The sequence below is a fragment of the Actinokineospora sp. NPDC004072 genome, assembly GCF_053604195.1.
In genome coordinates this window covers 189,039-206,150 of record NZ_JBSGHB010000002.1, presented here as the reverse complement: position 1 = coordinate 206,150, position 17,112 = coordinate 189,039, and the positions used below count along the sequence as shown (strand labels likewise).

Here is a 17,112-nt window from a genome sequence, read left to right as displayed (position 1 = left end):
ATGAAGTGCGGGCAGCGTTTCCTGACGGTCGGTCACTCCACCCACGAAGGGGAGACCTTTGTGGATCTCCTGCGCGCTCACGGGGTCACCGCCGTGGCGGATGTGCGGTCGGTGCCGTTCAGTCGGCACACCCCGCACTTCAACCAGCGAAGCCTCGAACGCGGCCTAGCCCGGTCGGAGATCAAGTATGCCTTCCTCGGCAAGGAACTGGGGGCGCGTTCCACCGACATCGGCTGCTATCTCGACGGCAGGGTTCAGTACGCGAAACTAGCGGCAACCGCGGAGTTCGCGAGCGGGATCGAACGCCTGCAAGAGGGCGCGAGCAGGGAGCGCATCGCCATCATGTGCACCGAAGGTGAACCTTTGGACTGCCATCGCACGATCCTGGTGGCGCGGGTCCTCGTCGAGGCTGGCGCGGCAGTCGACCACATTCATCCCAAAGGGGACCTCGAGTCGCATGCGGATGCGATGACTCGCCTCATGGCGAAATTCGACCTGGCGGAAGAAGATCTGTTCCGCACCCACGCCGAACGGCTGGGCGAGGCGTTGCGACGCCAGGAGGAGCGCATCGCTTACGTGGACGAGCACTTGAAATCTGGCCAGGGGGACGAGGTATGAAAGTCTATACCCTCGGTTTCACGAAGAAGTCCGCGGCGAAGTTCTTCGGCCTGCTCCGCGCGGCCCGGGTTTCCACCCTCATCGACGTCCGCCTCAACAACGTGTCACAACTGGCGGGGTTCGCCAAGCGCGACGACCTGGAATTCTTCCTGACCGAGCTGTGCGGCATGGCGTATGCCCATCACCCTGAGCTGGCTCCGACCCAGGACATGCTCGACGACTACAGGAAACACGGCTGCGGATGGGCCGCGTACGAGGAGCGGTTTCTCGAGCTCATGGCAGAGCGCCGGATCCAGGACACCCTTGATCGCGACCTGGTGGACAACGCCGTCCTGTTGTGCAGCGAGGACAAACCGCACCAGTGCCACCGGCGGCTGGTCGCCGAATACCTGGCTGACCAGTGGGGCGACACAACTGTCGAACATCTTGTGTAGCGAGCACGGCCTCGCCCCCGGAAGCTAAGGGTTCACAGGGACAGGTACCAGGCCACCGCGCCTCCCAGGGCGAGGGCGGCTAGGAGGCCCAGTACGACTGCGGCGGCCTTGGTCGTCTTCCACATCGTGTAGGCGCCGCCGATGAGGATGCCTGCTAGGGCTACCAGGGCGATGCTGACGAGGGAGGACATCAGAGGATGCCCTTGGTCGAGGGGATTCCGGGGGTTCGGGGGTCGGGTTCGGCTGCGGTGCGGAGGGCTCGGGCGAAGGCCTTGTACTGGGCTTCGGTGATGTGGTGGGGGTCGCGGCCGTGGAGGACGCGGAGGTGGAGGGCGATCTGGGCGTGGAAGGCGATCGACTCGAAGACGTGGCGGTTGAGGACCGTGGGGTAGTTGCCGCCGACGGTGAAGCCGATCATCATGTCGGGTTCGCCGGTGTGGACGCAGTACGGGCGGCCGGAGACGTCGATCGCGGCGTGGGCCAGGGTCTCGTCCATCGGGATCCAGGCGTCGCCGAAGCGGCGGATGCCGGTCTTGTCGCCGAGGGCGGTGCGCAGGGCCTGGCCGAGGACGATGGCGACGTCCTCGACGGTGTGGTGGGCGTCGATGTGGGTGTCGCCGGTGGCCTGGACGGTCAGGTCGAGGGCGCCGTGGGCGCCGAAGGCGGTGAGCATGTGGTCGTAGAACGGGACGCCGGTGGCGATCTCGACCTTGCCGGAGCCGTCGAGGTCGAGTTCGACGACGACCGACGACTCCTTGGTCGTCCGCTCCACCCGGGCGGTGCGGTTGGTCATGGGATGATCTCCTTGCTGGCGGCCAGGAACGCATCGTTCTCGGCCGGGGTGCCGATGGTGGTCCTGAGGTGGCCGTCGATGCCGACGTCGCGCACCAGCACGCCGCGGTCCAAATAGGACTGCCAGGCGGCGGCGCGGTCGGGGAACGGGCCGAACAGGACGAAGTTGGCGTCGCTGGGCACCACGGACGCGCCCAGGCCCGCCAGCGCGGCGGCCACGCGGTCGCGTTCGGACGACAGCAGCCGCACCGAGGCCAGCGTCTCCGGCGCGTGCCGCAGGGCCGCCCGCGCGCCCGCCTGGGTCAGCGACGACAGGTGGTAGGGCAGGCGCACCAGCAGCAGCGCGTCCACCACGGCCGGGGCCGCCGCCAGGTACCCGAGCCGCCCGCCCGCGAACGCGAACGCCTTGCTCATCGTCCGGCTGACGATCACCTTGGTGGGGAACTCCGCGATCAGGTGCGCGGCGCTGTCGCGGGAGGAGAACTCCGCGTACGCCTCGTCGACGACCACCACGCCGGGCGCGGCGGCGACGAGCGCGCGCAGGTCGGCCAGCGGGATCGACTGCCCGGTCGGGTTGTTCGGGCTGGTCACGAACACCACGTCCGGCGCGCGCGAGGCCAGCACCGCGCAGGCGGCGTCGACGTCGAGGGAGAAGTCCGCCCGCCGCGGCGCGGGCACCCAGTCCGTGCGGGTGCCGGAGGCGATGATCGGGTGCATCGAGTACGACGGCTCGAACCCCAGCGCCGTGCGGCCGGGGCCGCCGAACGCCTGGAGGATCTGCTGGAGGATCTCGTTGGACCCGTTGGCCGCCCACAGGTTCGCCGCGGTCAGGCCGACACCGGTCGCCCCCGACAGGTAGGCGGCGAGGTCGGTGCGCAGCGCCACCGCGTCCCGGTCGGGGTAGCGGTTGAGCGTGCCCGCGATCTCCTCCACCGCCGCGGCGATGTCGGCCACCAGGCCCGGCGGCGGCGGGAACGGGTTCTCGTTGGTGTTGAGCCGGACGGGCACGTCCAGCTGCGGGGCGCCGTAGGGCGTGCGCCCGCGCAGGTCGTCGCGCAGCGGCAGGTCGTCGAGCCCCACCGAGGCGCCGGGCGCGGTCACGAGCGGCCCTCGAAGCGCGCGGTGACGGCCTCGCCGTGCGCGGGCAGGTCTTCGGCGGTGGCCAGCGCGACGACGTGCCCGGCGACCGACCGCAGCGCGTCCTCGGTGTACTCCACGACGTGGATGCCGCGCAGGAAGGTCTGCACCGACAGCCCCGAGGAGTGCCGGGCGCAGCCGCCGGTCGGCAGCACGTGGTTGGAGCCCGCGCAGTAGTCGCCCAGCGACACCGGCGACCACGGCCCGACGAACACCGCGCCCGCGTTGCGGACCCGGGCGGCGACCGCGGCGGCGTCGGCGGTCTGGATCTCCAGGTGCTCGGCGGCGTAGGCGTCGACCACGCGCAGCCCGTCGTCCACCGAGGACACCAGCACGCAGCCGGACTGCGGACCCGACAGCGCGGTGGTGATGCGCTCGCTGTGCTTGGTGGCCTTGACGCGCACGGCCAGTTCGGCGTCCACGGCGTCGGCCAGGGCCACCGAGTCGGTGACCAGCACGCTGGCGGCCAGCGGGTCGTGCTCGGCCTGGCTGATCAGGTCGGTGGCCACGTGCGCGGGGTCGGCCCCGGCGTCGGCCAGCACCGCGATCTCGGTCGGCCCGGCCTCGGAGTCGATGCCGATGAGGCCGCGCAGCAGCCGCTTGGCCGCGGTGACGTAGATGTTGCCGGGTCCGGTCACCATGTCGACCGGGTCCAGCGCGGACCCGTCGGTGTCGGTGCCGCCGTAGGCGAGCAGGGCGACGCCGTGCGCGCCGCCGACCCCCCACACCTCGGTGACGCCCAGCAGCGCGGCGGCGGCCAGGATCGCCGGGTGCGGCAGCCCGCCGAACTCGGCCTGCGCGGGCGAGCAGACCACCAGCGACTCGACGCCCGCGGTCTGGGCGGGGACGACGTTCATGACCACGCTGGACGGGTACACCGCCAGCCCGCCGGGCACGTACAGCCCGACCCTGGCCACCGGCACCCACTTCTCGGTGACCGTCCCGCCGGGCACGACCCGGGTGGTGGTGTCGGTGCGCCGCTGGTCGGCGTGCACGCGCCGGGCGCGCTCGATCGACTCCTCCAGCGCCGCCCGCACGGCCGGGTCCAGCTCGGACAGGGCCCGGTCCAGTTCGGCCGCGGGCACCCGGACCGCGGCCGGGCGCACGCCGTCGAAGCGCTCGGTGTAGTCCAGCGCCGCCTCGGCCCCGCGTTCGCGCACCGCTTCGACGATCGGCCGCACGTGATGCAGCACGGCGTCCACGTCGACCTGGGCCCGGGGCAGCGTGGTGCGCAGCTCGGCGGGCGTCGGGACGGCGGAGCGCAGGTCGATTCGGGTGAGCATGGCGTCCTTTCCGGCAGGCCCCACCAGCGTAGTGCGCCGCCGCCGTTCCGCTGCGTGCTGGTCGACCGACTTCACATGCCGCCGACCAGCTCCACCGCCCGGTCGATCTGCTCGTCGTCGACGAAGTAGTGCGGCGAGGCCCGGACGATGGTCTCCAGGCCGCGGCGGGTCATGTCGAAGCGGGTGGAGGCCCGGTCGCTGACGGTGACGGTGACGCCCACCTCGCGCAGCCGGTCGCGCAGCTCGGCGGCGGCGACGCCCGCCTTGCCGAAGGTGACGATGCCGCAGCGGCGCCTGCCCAGGTCGTGCACGGTCACCCCGGGCAGGGCCGACAGCCCGGCGCGCAGCCGCTCGGCGCGGGCGGCGACCTCGGCGGCCACGACGTCCACGCCCAGGTCGAGCAGGTAGCGGGCGGCGGCGTAGAGGCCGAGGCGGCCTGCGACCGAGCTCTCCCACAGCTCGAAGGCGCGGGCGTCGTCGCGCAGCTTGACCTGGTCGGCGTCGACCCACTCGCCGCCGCGCAGGTCGGGCAGGCGCGGGCGCAGCCGGTCGCGGGCGGCGGCGCGCACGACGAGGAAGCCGGTGCCGCGGGGGCCGCGCAGCCACTTGCGGCCCGCGCCGGTGATCACGTCGACGCCGGTCGCGGCGGCCGACACCGGCACCTGGCCAGCGGACTGGCAGGCGTCGAGGAAGACCAGCGCGCCGACCTCGTGGGCGGCGTCGACGACCTCGCGGACGGGGTTGACCAGGCCGCCGTTGGTGGGCACGTGCACCAGGGAGACCAGCTTGACCCGCTCGTCCAGCATCGCGCGCAGGGCGTCGACGTCGACCTCGCCGTCGGGGGTGGAGGGGATGACCTCGACCTTCGCGCCCGCGGTCAGCAGCGGGATGGCGGTGCCGCCGTACTCGGCCTCGGTGACCAGGACGCGGTCGTCGGGCCCGAGGTCGAGCCCGGCGAAGGCGAGCAGCCAGGAGCGGGTGGCCCCGTCGGTGAAGGCCACCTCGTCGGGCTCGCAGCCCAGCAGCTCGGCGAACAGCGGGTAGCCCTGGTCGAGGTCGGCCTCGGCGGCGGCGCGGTAGCCGCCCACCTCGGCCTCCCGGCGCAGGTGGCCGATCACGGTGTCGAGGACCGGCCGGGGCGGCAGGGAGGACCCGGCGCTGTCGAGGAAGACCTGGTCGTGGCAGCCGGGGGTGTCGGCGCGGGCGGCGGCGAGGTCGAAGGCCATGCCGCCACTCAACCACTCAGCGGGGTGCCCAGTCAGCCAGGTTCCACCACGCGCCCCAGGTGTGGTCGGCGGTGGGGCCGTCGACGACGGCCTGGTGGCCGTTCCAGGCGTCGCGGTGGACGTAGGTGTGGCCTGCCTGGGCGAGGATCACGGCGGCCGGGCTGGTCCGGTTGGCGCGCTGGGCGGCGTGCACGGCGACCACGGCGTCGACGGGCTCGGTCGCGGCGCGGGCCTGGTCGAGGGCCGCCGCGGTGGAGCCGCCCGCGTCGTGGAGCAGCGAGCGCAGGGCCGACTCCGGGTCGACGGGGTCGCCCACGACCCGGTAGCGGGCGGCCGACGCGCCGCCGGGCTGCGGGACGACCTCGATGCCGATCTCGGCGGCGGCCTGGGCGAACGCGGCGACCAGCTGGGCGGCTTCGTCGTCGCCCTCGGGGTAGCTGACGGCGAACTGGGCGCGCACGCCCTCGCGGGTGCGCGTGCCGTCGGGCCCTGCGACCCAGCCCGCCGAGGTGAGCACGGTGGCCGCGGTCGCGGGCTCGAAGGCGAACGCGGCGGCGGGCTCGGCGTGCTCGGCCTGCACGTCGGGCACCGGCACCGAGGTGGGCGCGCCGACGCCCGCGAGGACGCCGTCGAGCACGGCCTGCCGGTCGAGGGCGAGGTTGAGGGCCAGCCGGACCGCGGGGTCGCCGGTGACCGGGCCCGCGGGCAGGGTGATCGCGCGCAGGTCGGCGGCGCGGTGGGTGAAAGTGGTCATGCCGTCGGCGCCGTCGAACTCGGCGGCCAGGGCGGCGGGCAGCGGGGCGCCGTCGACGGTGCCGTCGCGCAGGCGGGCGGCGCGCTCGGCCGGGTCGGGCACGAACTGCACGGTGACCTCGGTGATGGCCGGGCGGTCGCGGAAGTAGCCGGGGTTGGCGGTGAGCACCAGGCGCTGGCCGGGCTCCCACGCCGAGACCCGGTAGGGGCCGGTGCCGACGGTGCGGTCGGTGCCCGCGGACTCGCTGGGCTCGATGCCCAGGGTCAGCAGGGCGGGCAGGTCGGGGTAGGGCCGGGCCAGCTCGAACTGGACGGTGGTGGGGTTGACCGGCTTGACCTGCTCGATCATCCAGAACCGGCCCTTGCCGATGACGGGCCGGTAGCTGGCGGCGACGTCGGTGGCGTCCAGGCCGGTGCCGTCGTGGAAGGAGACGTCGGTGCGCAGGCGGGCGGTCCAGGTCCGGCCGTCGGCGGAGGGGACGGGCAGGCTCGCGGCGAGGGCGGGCGCCAGGCCGGTGGGGGTGTGCTCGACGAGGCCGTCGTAGATCTGGGCCGCGCCGTAGGGGGCGTACCCGGCTTGCGGGTCGAGGCTCTTGGGAGCGGTGCCGACGGCGATCACCAGCGACGTCCCGTCCGGGTCGCCGGAGGCGGGGGGCGGCGGATCGCCCGTGCACGCCGCGAGGAGGAGGACGGCGAGCACAATTGACAGCCTGGAGAGCACGGGACCGAATCTATAGGGAGTGGCTGTGCGCGTTGCGCTGTGCCAGATCAGCAGCGGCGATGACCCGGCGGCGAACCTGGCCGCCGTCCGGGCGTGGACGGCCCGCGCGGCCGCGGAGGGCGCCGCGGTGGTGGTGTTCCCGGAGGCGACCCAGTGCCGCTTCGGCGTGCCGCTGGGACCGGTCGCCGAGCCGCTGGACGGGCCGTGGGCCGCGGGGGTGCGGGAGGTGGCGGACGCGCACGGGGTGGTCGTGGTGGCGGGGATGTTCACCCCGGACCCGTCGGGGCGGGTGCGCAACACGCTGCTGGTGACCGGGCGGGGCCAGCACCGCGGCTACGACAAGATCCACCTCTTCGACGCCTTCGGGTTCGCCGAGTCCCGGACGGTGGCGCCGGGCTCTGAGCTGCTGACCTTCGCGGTGGACGACGTGGTCTTCGGGGTGGCGACCTGCTACGACATCCGCTTCCCGGAGCTGTTCCGGGCGCTGGCGGCGTCGGGGGCGGTGGCGATGCTGGTGGGGGCGTCGTGGGGGGCCGGGGAGGGGAAGCTGGAGCAGTGGGAGCTGCTGTGCCGGGCCCGGGCCCTGGACTCGACGTCGTGGGTGCTGGCGTGCGGCCAGGCGTACTCGGGACTCGAAGGCCCGGCGCCGACGGGGATCGGCCACAGCACGGTGGTGGACCCGACGGGCAGCGTGGTCACCCATGCGGGCGCGGACCCGGAACTGGTGGTGGTCGACATCGACCCGTCGGTGGTGTCCAAGGTCCGCGAAACGATCCCCGTGCTGGCGAACCAGAGGCTGTGAGGGTTTGGGGGCGACCGGACCCGGTGCTGCGACCGGCAGGCGCACCGGGACCAGGCGGCGCTCCCGATCGCCGGCGCGGTCGTGCCGGTCCGGCCCTGGAAGGCCGCAAGACGCTCCCGCGAGCGGTATGGAAGGTCGGGGACTTGCGCGGGGCAGCCGGTGGTGCGGTCGGGCCGGGGTGGCTGGTCGGTGGTGGGGCGGGGTTCTCGGGGGCTAGCGCCTGGTCAGGAGGATTCGGGCGCCGCGTTCGGGGATCAGGGTGATGTTGCGGGGGCGGGCGTGTTCGCGGGGGCCGTCGGGGGTGATGGTGTAGCGGGTGAGGAGGGCGCGGAGGACGGTTGCGGCTTCCTGGAGGGAGAAGCCTGCGCCGATGCAGCGGCGGACGCCGCCGCCGAAGGGGATCCAGGTGCCGGATTCCGGGGATGCGCCGAGGAAGCGCTCCGGGCGGAAGGTGTCTGGGGCGGGGTGGTGGTCGGCGTCGGCGTGGACGAGGCCGATGCTGGGGGTGACGATGGTGCCCGCGGGCAGGAGGTGGCCCGCGATCTCGGTGGGCTCGGTCAGCTTGCGGGCGACGCTGTAGATCACCGGGCGCAGGCGCATCGCCTCCTTGGCGACGGCTTGCAGGTACTCGTCGTCGCCGTCGTCGGCGGCTTGGCGGGCGCGGGTCTGGACGTCGGGGTTGCGGGCGAGTTCGTGCAGGGCCCAGGCGAGGGCGGTGGCGGTGGTCTCGTGGCCTGCCAGCAGCAGGGTCATCATGTCGTCGCGGAGCTGGGTGGCCGGGGTGTCGGGGTCGGCGGCGAGCAGGCGGGACAGCACGTCCTGGCGGCCGTCGAGGTCCTGGCCGCGGCGCTCGGCGATCTCGGCGTTGAGCAGCGCGTCGGCCGCGGCGAGGTTGTCGCGCATGGCGCGCCACGGCGGCAGGTGCTGGAGCTTGGGGTAGGTCCAGCCGAAGATCTGGATCGGGCCGACGTCGGCGACCTTGCCGATGCGCGGGCGCAGCCGGGTCAGCCGCTCGCCGTCGGCCATGCCGAAGACCACGCGCAGGATGATCTCCAGCGTCACCGCGTTCATCGGGCCGTGGACGGGGAAGGGCCTGCCGACCGGGAGCCGCTCGGCGGTGTCGGCGGCGAGCTTGGCCATCATGTCGGCGTACCCGCGCAGGGCCGCGCCGTTGAACGCGGGCATCAGGCGCTTGCGGGAGCGCAGGTGGTCGTCCTCGTCGAGGATGAGCAGGGAGTTGCGGCCCATGACCGGGGCCAGGATGTCGTTGCCCTCGCCCGCGTGGAACACCGACGGCGGCCCGGCGAAGACGGCGCGGATGTCCTCCGGGCGCGTGACGACCACGACCGTGCGGCCCATCGCCAGGCGCAGGGTGAACACCGGCCCGTACCGCTGCCGCCACCGCGGGGCGACGCGGTGGCGGGAGTGCATGAACAGCGCCGTCTGCACGGCCCTGGGCAACCTGGGTCCAGCGGGCAGGGTGCTCATCCCCCGGTTTATACATCCGTATAGATCACCGGGTCAACTACGCTTCCCCGGGTGGGCCACCGAGACCAACTCCTCGCCGCGGCGCGGACCCTGCTGCAGCGCAAGGGCTACGCCCGCATCACCGCGCGCGACCTGGTGGCCGAGTCCGGCACGAACCTGGCCTCGATCGGCTACCACTTCGGGTCGAAGGCGGGCCTGCTGAACGCGGCCTTGGGCGAGGTGTTCGACGAGTGGATGGCCCAGCTGTCGGCGGTCGCCATGGCCGACCCGCACGCCTCCCCCGTCGAACGCGCCCACCTGACCTGGGCGACCCTGCTCACGCACCTGGACGACCAGCGCCCGCTGCTGCTGAGCTTCATCGAAGCCCTAGCTCAAGCCGACCGCGAGCCGAACCTCCGCGCCCAACTCGCCGACCTCCAACACCGCCTGCGCACCGGCATAGCCGCCCTGGTCTCCGCCTCCTGCGGCGGCGACCCCACCCCGGACGACCCCCGCTGCACGGCAGTCGCCTCCTTCGTCCTAGCCGCCTGCGACGGCTTGGCCCTCCAATGGGTCATCGACCCCGACCGCTCGCCGAACCCGGATGACCTGCTTCGGGGCCTGCGTGAGTTGTTGACGACTGCTCGGCAGCAGTAAGGGTCAGCGCAGGTCTAGGCCGAGGTCTAGGGACGGCGACGAGTGGGTTAGGGCGCCTACGGAGAGGTAGTGGACGCCGGTTTGGGCGTAGGTTCGGGCTACGGACAGGGTCAAGCCGCCCGAAGCCTCTAGGCGGGTGTTGGTGCCGCGGGCTCTGCGGACTGCCTCGACGCACTCCTCCGGGGTGAAGTTGTCCAGCAGGACCAGCTCCGCCTGCTCCGCCAAGGCTTCGTCCAGCTGGTCGAGGGTGTCGACCTCTACCTCGCAGGGCAGGTCGGGGGCGTGGGATCGGGCGGCGGCCAGCGCCTTGGCGACCGAGCCTGCCGCTACGACGTGGTTGTCCTTGATCAGCACGGCGTCGCCCAGGCCCAGGCGGTGGTTGACGCCGCCGCCGCAGCGGACGGCGTATTTCTCCAGGAGGCGGAGGCCGGGCAGGGTTTTGCGGGAGTCGCGGACGGCCGCGCCGGTGCCCTCCAGCGCCTCGACCCAGGCGGCGGTGGCGGTGGCGATGCCGGACAGGTGGCAGACGAGGTTCAGCGCCGTGCGCTCGGCCGTCAGCAGGCCGCGGGTGTTGCCGCGGATCACCAGCGCAGGCGATCCGGGGACCGCGCGGCTCCCATCCTCCACACTGGACACAACCTCCAGATCCGGCACCACCCGCTGGAACACCGCCAGCGCCACCGGGATGCCCGCGAGGACGCCCGGTTGGCGGGGGGTCAGCTCGGCGGTCGCCACCGCGTCGGCCGGGACGGTGGCTTCGGTGGTGACGTCGGGGCCGTAGCGGAGGTCTTCCTCCAGCGCGGTGGTGATGACCCGATCCAGGTCCAGGTTCATGCGGCGCCTCGCAGGGACAGGGGCCAGGCCAGGACCGGCTGGCCGGACGGGGTGGTGCGGATGAACAGGCGCCGGGCCACGTCATCGCGCTGCGGGTGGTCCGTGCGGACGTGGCAGCCGCGTGACTCGGTGCGGGCCGACGCGGAGGCGATCAGCGCCCGGGCGACCACCGTGAGGGCCGCGTCCTCCACCAGCTCCCGCGTCGCCAGCACTCGATCCACAGAGGACACATCCAGCACCGACCCGACGACCGCAAGACCCTCGGCGTCCCGGCCGATCCCGGCATACCGGCTCATCACCCGCTGCAAGGAATCCCGGGCGGCGACCGGCGCGACCGGCAGCTCCCCATCCACAGCCGGCCGAGCGAGAACACCGGCCGCGATGTCGGCCGTGACCGCCTCGGCCGCGCGAGCGCCGACGACCAGGCCCTCCAGCAAGCTGTTGGACGCCAACCGGTTCGCCCCGTGCAGGCCCGTGCTGGCGACCTCGCCCGCCGCGTACAACCCGACGACCGGGGTACGACCGTCCACAGTGGCCACAACACCGCCGCACGCGAAGTGCGCGGCCGGAGCCACGGGGATCGGCGACACCGACGGATCGATCCCCGCGGCCACGCACGCGGCGTGCACGGTCGGGAAGCGCGACTGGAAGGACTCCAGGCCGGTCGCGTCGAGGAACACGTGGTCGTCCACACCCCCCGGGGCGGACGCCACGTGCCGGGTGATCGCCGCGGCCACCACGTCGCGCGGGGCGAGGTCGGCCAGCGGGTGCACCCCCGCCATCACCCGGTTCCCCAGCGCGTCGACGAGCACCGCGCCCTCGCCGCGCACGGCCTCGGTCACCAGCGGGCAGCGCCCGCGCGCCCCCGCGCCGGTGTAGAGGACCGTGGGGTGGAACTGCACGAACTCGATGTCGGCGACCGGCGCCCCTGCCCGCAGCGCCAGCGCGACGCCGTCACCGGTGGCGACCTCCGGGTTGGACGTCGCCTGGTACAGCTGGCCCAGCCCCCCGGAGGCCAGCAGCACCGCCTGCGCGCCCAGCACCCCCGGCACGCCCGCGCCGTCGAGCACCACCAACCCCGCGACCGCGCCGGAGGTCGTCCGCACGGCGTCGACGGCCACATGCCCCTCCAGCACGGGGATGCGCCCGTCGCGGGTCGCCGCGAGCAGCGCCCGCTCGACCTCCGCGCCGGTCGCGTCGCCGCCTGCGTGCACGACGCGGAAGGCGCTGTGGCCGCCCTCGCGGGTGCGCGCCAGCCGCCCGTCCGGGCCGCTGTCGAACACCGCGCCGCGGGCGATCAGCCGCGCCACCGCGGCCGGGCCGCCTGCGACGATCGCGCGCACGGCGTCGGCGTCGCAGAGCCCCGCGCCCGCGGTCAGCGTGTCCTCGATGTGCTGGTCGACCGTGTCCCCGGTCCCGTCCGGCAGCACGACGGCGACGCCGCCCTGCGCCCAGCGGGTGTTGCCGTCCTCGGCGGCGGCCTTGGTGACGACCAGCACCCGCAACCCCAGTTCGCGGGCCCGCAGCGCCGCGGTCAGCCCGGCGACGCCGGTCCCGACCACGACGAGGTCGGCGCGGGCCGCCCAGCGCGGGCTCACTCGCCGCCGCCGGGCGTGCCGATCTCGATCATCCGCTGCACCGCGCCCCGTGCCCGGCGGGCGGTCTCGGCGTCGACGTGCACCTCGTCGGCGTTCTCGCGCAGGGCGCGCAGCACCGCGGCCGGGGTGATCATCTTCATGTAGCGGCAGGAGGCGCGGTCGTTGACGGCCTCGAAGGTGACCCCCGGCGCGGCCTTGCGCAACTGGTGCAGCATCCCGATCTCGGTGGCCACCAGCACGGTCTTGGCCTTGCTCGCCTTGGCCTGCCCCACCATGTCGCCGGTGGAGAGGATCTTGACCTGCGACTCGGGCACGATGCCCTCGCCCGCCAGGTACAGCGCGGAGGTCGCGCACCCGCACTCGGGGTGGATGTAGAGGTCGGCGTCGGGGTTGGCGGCGGCGCGCGCGGCCAGCTCCGGGCCGTTGATGCCCGCGTGCACGTGGCACTCCCCCGCCCAGATGTGCAGGTTCTCCCGCCCGGTGACGCGCTTGACGTGCGCGCCGAGGAACTGGTCGGGCAGGAACAGCACCTCGCGGTCGGCCGGGATCGACGCCACGACGTCGACGGCGTTGGAGGAGGTGCAGCAGATGTCGGTCTCGGCCTTCACCTCGGCGGTGGTGTTGACGTAGGACACCACGACCGCGCCGGGGTGCTCGGCCTTCCAGGCGCGCAGCTCGTCGGCGGTGATGGAGTCGGCGAGGGAGCAGCCCGCGCGCGCGTCCGGGATCAGGACGGTCTTGTCCGGGCTGAGGATCTTCGCGGTCTCGGCCATGAAGTGCACGCCGCAGAAGACGATGGTGGAGGCGTCGGAGCTGGCGGCGATGCGCGAGAGCGCGAGGGAGTCGCCGGTGTGGTCGGCGATGTCCTGGATCTCGGGCAGCTGGTAGTTGTGCGCCAGCAGCACCGCGTCGCGCTCGCGGACGAGCCTGCGCACCTCGTCGCGCCAGGCGGCGTCCGCCACGACCCCGCCGTAGGGGGTCGGGTCGAGCAGTTCGGCGGTCATCAGGTCCTCCATCCGTTCGGCAGTTTCCGTTCCCGAGGTTTTCGCCTTAGGATCGAAAACATGGCAGATGCTACCACCCCCGACAGCGCGTTGGCCCACGAAGTCCTTGCCGCGGTGCTCCAGGTGAGAGACGGATCACTGCGCGTGCTGCTCTGGGAACGCGCACGGGAACCGCACGCGCACCGGTGGTCACTGCCGGGCGGGCGGCTGGGCGCGGCGGAGGACGTGGAGACCTCGATCCTGCGCCAGCTCGCCGAGAAGGTCGACGTGCGCCAGGTCAGTCACGTTGAGCAACTGGCGGTCTTCAGCGCGCCCGACCGCGTGCCCGGCCCGCGCGTGCTCGCGACGGCCTTCCTCTGCCTGGTCCCATCGCACCTGGACCCCGAACTGCCGCCGGACACCGCGTGGCACGCGATAGACGCCTTGCCACGCACCGCGTTCGACCACGGTGCCATAGCGCTACGCGCCCGCAACCGGCTGCGGGCGAAGATGTCGTACACGAACATAGGTTTCGCGCTCGCGCCACCGGAGTTCACGATCTCGGCGTTGCGCGAGCTGTACTCGGCTGCGCTGGGTTACCGGGTTTCCGCCACGAACTTGCAGCGGGTGCTCGCCCGCCGCGGCCTGCTGGAGGCGACCGGCCAGACGACCAAGCCCGGCCGCAGCGGCGGCAGGCCCGCGGCGCAGTTCCGGTTTGCCGAGACGGCGATGGTCGTGACGGACCCGTTCGCGGTGCTGCGGCCGCCGTCAACCGGCAAAAGCGGCTGAATACCGGACAGCGGACCCGTGCGCTTCGTCGTAGCGTGGTCGCGTGCCCGAGTCGCTTCCGCTGTTCCCCCTGCAGGCGGTCCTGCTGCCGGGAGCGAGCCTGCCGCTGCACATCTTCGAGCCGCGGTACCGGCAGCTGACCGTCGACCTGGTCACCGGGGCGGTCCCGGGCCGGGAGTTCGGCGTGGTCGCCATGCGGCCCGCCAACGACCACGAGGTCACCGATGTCTCGCAGGTGCGCGAGATCGGCTGCACCGCGGCCCTGCGCCAGGCCAAGCGCCTGCCGGACGGCCGCTACGACATCATCACCACCGGCGGCCGCCGCTTCCGGCTGCTCGACCTCGACGCCACGAGCGCGCCCTACCTGCTGGGCACGGTCGAATGGCTGCCCGACACCGCCCTGCCCGACGGCTCCCCCGCCACCGTCACCGCCCTCGCCGACGCCGCCCGCGCCGCCCACCGCCGCTACTGCGAAGCCGCGTGGCAGGACGAGGACTGGTCCGAACCACCCCCGGACCTCGACGTCTGCGAACTCGCCCACGTGATCGCCGCGGACTGCCTGCTGACCCTGGAGGACCGCCAACACCTGCTGGAGGAAACCCGCCCCATCCACCGCCTCCGCTTGGTCCTGCGCCTGCTGAACCGAGAAACCGGCCTCCTCACCCGCTTGCGCGCCGTCCCCGCCCCGCCGTCGGAGTTCACGACGCCGATCAGCTTGAACTAGGGCGGGTTTGCGGGAGGGTGGTAGCGCGCTGATCAGCGCGTTGAACTGAGGTGGGTTTGCGGGAGGAGAGGTCGGCGGTCACGCGCCGCCCACCGCTGCGAACGAGGACGGTTGTGGGGCGCTTGCGGGAGGTGGTGACGCTCCGCGGTCAGCCCTGCTGGCGGTCCGCGCCAACCGCCGCTTGCTCGTGGAAGCTTCCCGCTTGAACAAGGGCGGGCTCGTGGGAAGCGCTTGCGGGACGTGCAACGGCCCCGGCCGATCAGCCTGGACGGCGGGTAATGCGCCGAGCACCGATCTAGGGCGGGTGGTGTGAGGAGGGGGCTGCCTCGCCGACCACCGCTCAACCGCTTGGGTGGTTCGGGGTGTGCTTGCGACACCCCGTTGGCTGCCTCGGTGGGTGGCCTCGCGTGGGTCGCCGCTGGGACTTGGGTGGGGTGCGGTGGACCGGGTGTTAGCCGAGGCGGCGGCTTAGGTCGGGGGTGCTGTTCCAGGCGGCGGCGAGGGTGTAGGTCAGGGCGGTGGTGAGGGGCCAGGCGATGATGGCCCAGGCTGACTCCAGGCGCGGGGCCAGGGCGATGACGTCGCCGACCTGCGGCGCGGTGGCCACGGCGTAGCGGGTTTCGGCCCAGGCTACGCCTACCTGGGTGGCCAGCCAGGCGGCCAGGGCTGAGCCGCCGGTGGCGGCGATGAGGATGACCGGGCCGCGGCGTTCGCGCAGGAGCCAGGTGGCGTAGCCGGTGATCACGCCTGCGGCCAGGGTCAGCAGCAGGAACAGGGCCAGGTCCTCGAAGCGGTGGTAGCTCTCCGCGCGCAGGGCGACGAACTTGCCGCCCTCGACCACCGCCGACATCTGCTCCGGCGCCAGCCTCGACCACGCCCACCCGATGAGCATGCCGAACAACGCCACCGTCGACAGCACGCTGACCGCGGGCAGCAGGTCGCGCTTGACCACCACGCGCGGGCGCGGCGGGGTGGGCCAGGGCAGGTACGCCGGGACCTCTCGGTGCTCCTGCTGCTGCGTCACGAACCCTCCGCACCCGTCACGAGATCGACGGGGAGAAGCCTACGCCGTGGGGTGCAGGTCGGAGAGCTCGCCGTGCCTGCTGCACCGGGCCGTCCAGCCCACGGGCGTCACCTGGACGACCATGCGGCGGGCGCACTCGGCGCAGTAGCGCGGCGGTTCCAGGGCGGTGCGGGGGGTGTGGCAGCCGGTGTGCCCGCCCTCGGCGACCGGCTGCCCGCAGTGCACGCAGAACACGGCTACAGGCTCTCGCTCAGCGCCTTGATCGGCATCTTCAGGTCGTTGAGCATGTCGAGGTCGCGCTGGGCGGGCCTGCCGAGGTTGGTCAGGTAGTTGCCCACGATGATCGCGTTGATCCCGCCCAGCATGCCCTTCTCCGCGCCGAGGTCGCCGAGGGTCAGCTCGCGGCCGCCCGCGAAGCGCAGCATCGTGCGCGGCAGGGCCAGGCGGAAGGCGGCGACGATCCGCAGGGCGTCGCGGCCCTCGATCGGCTCGTAGTCGGCGTACGGGGTGCCCGGCTGCGGGATGAGGAAGTTCATCGGCACCTCGTCGGGCTCCAGCTCGGCGAGCTGGACGGCGAACTCGGCGCGCTGCTCGTCGGTCTCCCCCATGCCGATGATGCCGCCGGAGCAGACCTCCATGCCCGCCGCGCGCACCATGCGCAGGGTGTCCCAGCGCTCCTCCCAGGTGTGCGTGGTGACGACCTTGGGGAAGTGCGAGCGGGCGGTCTCCAGGTTGTGGTTGTAGCGGTGCACGCCCATCTCGACCAGCTCGTCGACCTGCTCCTGGGTGAGCATGCCCAGCGAGCAGGCGATCTGGATGTCGTTGCCGGAGTCGCGGATGGCCTTGATGCCCTCGCGCACCTGCGAGAGCAGCCGGGCGTCGGGGCCGCGCACGGCGGCGACGATGCAGAACTCGGTCGCGCCGGTCGCGCGGGTCTGCTCGGCGGCCTTGACCAGGCCGGGGATGTCCAGCCACGCCGAGCGCACCGGGGTGGGGAAGCGGCCGGACTGGGAGCAGAAGTGGCAGTCCTCGGGGCAGCCGCCGGTCTTGAGCGAGATGATCCCCTCGACCTCGACCTCCGGGCCGCACCACTTCATCCGGACTTCGTGCGCCAGGCCGAGCAGCTCCTCGACGCGCTCGTCCGGCAGGCGCAGCACCTGCAGGACCTGGGCCTCGTCCAGGCCGACGCCGCGCTCCAGCACCTGCTCGCGGGCCACGGCGAGCACGTCGGTGGTCGTGCGCTCGGCGGCTGCCGTCACGGTGGTCCTCC

At 73.1% G+C, this 17,112-nt stretch carries 19 protein-coding genes; 6 read left to right on the top strand and 13 right to left on the bottom strand.

The genetic code is table 11. The features are described 5' to 3' along the window. The gene (locus ACWEPX_RS03325) at positions 1-618 is read left to right on the top strand and encodes a DUF488 domain-containing protein (protein WP_451895455.1); all 618 of its coding nucleotides are present in this window, start codon (positions 1-3) and stop codon (positions 616-618) included. Beyond that, the gene (locus ACWEPX_RS03320) at positions 615-1,052 is read left to right on the top strand and encodes a DUF488 domain-containing protein (protein ID WP_451895454.1); all 438 of its coding nucleotides are present in this window, start codon (positions 615-617) and stop codon (positions 1,050-1,052) included. The genes ACWEPX_RS03325 and ACWEPX_RS03320 overlap by 4 nt, the downstream gene beginning before the upstream one ends. Positions 1,053-1,084: 32 nt before the next feature. Here ACWEPX_RS03320 and ACWEPX_RS03315 read toward each other — a convergent pair whose 3' ends face one another. The 6 genes from ACWEPX_RS03315 to ACWEPX_RS03290 form a co-directional block, all read right to left on the bottom strand. Beyond that, positions 1,085-1,243, bottom strand: a complete 159-nt coding sequence (locus ACWEPX_RS03315) for a hypothetical protein (protein ID WP_451895453.1) — start codon at positions 1,241-1,243, stop codon at positions 1,085-1,087. After that, entirely contained in the window at positions 1,243-1,845 is a 603-nt protein-coding gene (gene hisB, locus ACWEPX_RS03310; protein ID WP_451895452.1) for an imidazoleglycerol-phosphate dehydratase HisB, read from the bottom strand. Before hisB ends, ACWEPX_RS03315 begins: the two co-directional genes overlap by 1 nt. Beyond that, positions 1,842-2,945 (bottom strand): histidinol-phosphate transaminase, encoded by a 1,104-nt coding sequence (locus tag ACWEPX_RS03305; protein ID WP_451895451.1) that lies wholly within the window; start codon positions 2,943-2,945, stop codon positions 1,842-1,844. The genes hisB and ACWEPX_RS03305 overlap by 4 nt, the downstream gene beginning before the upstream one ends. Next, positions 2,942-4,264 (bottom strand): histidinol dehydrogenase, encoded by a 1,323-nt coding sequence (hisD, locus tag ACWEPX_RS03300; RefSeq protein ID WP_451895450.1) that lies wholly within the window; start codon positions 4,262-4,264, stop codon positions 2,942-2,944. The genes ACWEPX_RS03305 and hisD overlap by 4 nt, the downstream gene beginning before the upstream one ends. 71 nt (positions 4,265-4,335) lie before the next feature. Next, positions 4,336-5,490: an aminotransferase class V-fold PLP-dependent enzyme gene (locus tag ACWEPX_RS03295; protein ID WP_451895449.1), complete on the bottom strand. Its 1,155-nt coding sequence runs from the start codon at positions 5,488-5,490 to the stop codon at positions 4,336-4,338. Between the two features lie 16 nt (positions 5,491-5,506). After that, positions 5,507-6,964: an ABC transporter substrate-binding protein gene (locus ACWEPX_RS03290; protein ID WP_451895448.1), complete on the bottom strand. Its 1,458-nt coding sequence runs from the start codon at positions 6,962-6,964 to the stop codon at positions 5,507-5,509. A gap of 25 nt (positions 6,965-6,989) precedes the next feature. Between ACWEPX_RS03290 and ACWEPX_RS03285 the strand changes: the two genes are divergently transcribed. After that, complete coding sequence (locus tag ACWEPX_RS03285) at positions 6,990-7,766, top strand: carbon-nitrogen hydrolase family protein (RefSeq protein ID WP_451895447.1); 777 nt, start codon at positions 6,990-6,992, stop codon at positions 7,764-7,766. A 213-nt stretch (positions 7,767-7,979) separates the two neighbouring features. On the opposite strand, the gene ACWEPX_RS03280 is transcribed toward ACWEPX_RS03285, so the two are convergent. Then, positions 7,980-9,254 (bottom strand): cytochrome P450, encoded by a 1,275-nt coding sequence (locus tag ACWEPX_RS03280; protein WP_451895446.1) that lies wholly within the window; start codon positions 9,252-9,254, stop codon positions 7,980-7,982. 51 nt (positions 9,255-9,305) lie between these two features. On the opposite strand from ACWEPX_RS03280, the gene ACWEPX_RS03275 reads away from it, so the two are divergent. After that, positions 9,306-9,890, top strand: coding sequence for a TetR/AcrR family transcriptional regulator (locus ACWEPX_RS03275; protein WP_451895445.1), 585 nt, complete (start codon positions 9,306-9,308; stop codon positions 9,888-9,890). A 3-nt stretch (positions 9,891-9,893) separates the two neighbouring features. Here the strand turns inward: ACWEPX_RS03275 and nadC are convergent, their stop codons facing one another. The 3 genes from nadC to nadA are packed head-to-tail and all read right to left on the bottom strand — an operon-like array spanning position 9,894 to position 13,326. Next, the gene (gene nadC, locus ACWEPX_RS03270; protein WP_451895444.1) at positions 9,894-10,724 is read right to left on the bottom strand and encodes a carboxylating nicotinate-nucleotide diphosphorylase; all 831 of its coding nucleotides are present in this window, start codon (positions 10,722-10,724) and stop codon (positions 9,894-9,896) included. Further along, entirely contained in the window at positions 10,721-12,322 is a 1,602-nt protein-coding gene (locus ACWEPX_RS03265; protein WP_451895443.1) for an L-aspartate oxidase, read from the bottom strand. The genes nadC and ACWEPX_RS03265 overlap by 4 nt, the downstream gene beginning before the upstream one ends. Beyond that, on the bottom strand, positions 12,319-13,326 hold the full coding sequence (gene nadA / locus ACWEPX_RS03260; RefSeq protein WP_451895442.1) for a quinolinate synthase NadA: 1,008 nt from the start codon (positions 13,324-13,326) through the stop codon (positions 12,319-12,321). The genes ACWEPX_RS03265 and nadA overlap by 4 nt, the downstream gene beginning before the upstream one ends. A gap of 60 nt (positions 13,327-13,386) precedes the next feature. On the opposite strand from nadA, the gene ACWEPX_RS03255 reads away from it, so the two are divergent. Both ACWEPX_RS03255 and ACWEPX_RS03250 read left to right on the top strand, forming a co-directional pair. Continuing rightward, positions 13,387-14,094 (top strand): NUDIX hydrolase, encoded by a 708-nt coding sequence (locus ACWEPX_RS03255; RefSeq protein WP_451895441.1) that lies wholly within the window; start codon positions 13,387-13,389, stop codon positions 14,092-14,094. Between the two features lie 43 nt (positions 14,095-14,137). Beyond that, entirely contained in the window at positions 14,138-14,818 is a 681-nt protein-coding gene (locus ACWEPX_RS03250; protein ID WP_451895440.1) for an LON peptidase substrate-binding domain-containing protein, read from the top strand. A 451-nt stretch (positions 14,819-15,269) separates the two neighbouring features. Here the strand turns inward: ACWEPX_RS03250 and ACWEPX_RS03245 are convergent, their stop codons facing one another. The 3 genes from ACWEPX_RS03245 to bioB are packed head-to-tail and all read right to left on the bottom strand — an operon-like array spanning position 15,270 to position 17,101. Beyond that, on the bottom strand, positions 15,270-15,842 hold the full coding sequence (locus ACWEPX_RS03245) for a DUF2567 domain-containing protein (protein WP_451895439.1): 573 nt from the start codon (positions 15,840-15,842) through the stop codon (positions 15,270-15,272). Between the two features lie 39 nt (positions 15,843-15,881). Continuing rightward, a complete protein-coding gene (gene bsaP, locus ACWEPX_RS03240) occupies positions 15,882-16,076 on the bottom strand; it encodes a biotin synthase auxiliary protein BsaP (protein ID WP_451895438.1) in 195 nt (64 codons plus the stop codon). Between the two features lie 2 nt (positions 16,077-16,078). Further along, positions 16,079-17,101, bottom strand: coding sequence for a biotin synthase BioB (bioB, locus tag ACWEPX_RS03235; protein ID WP_451895437.1), 1,023 nt, complete (start codon positions 17,099-17,101; stop codon positions 16,079-16,081). Between the last annotated feature and the right edge of the window lie 11 nt (positions 17,102-17,112).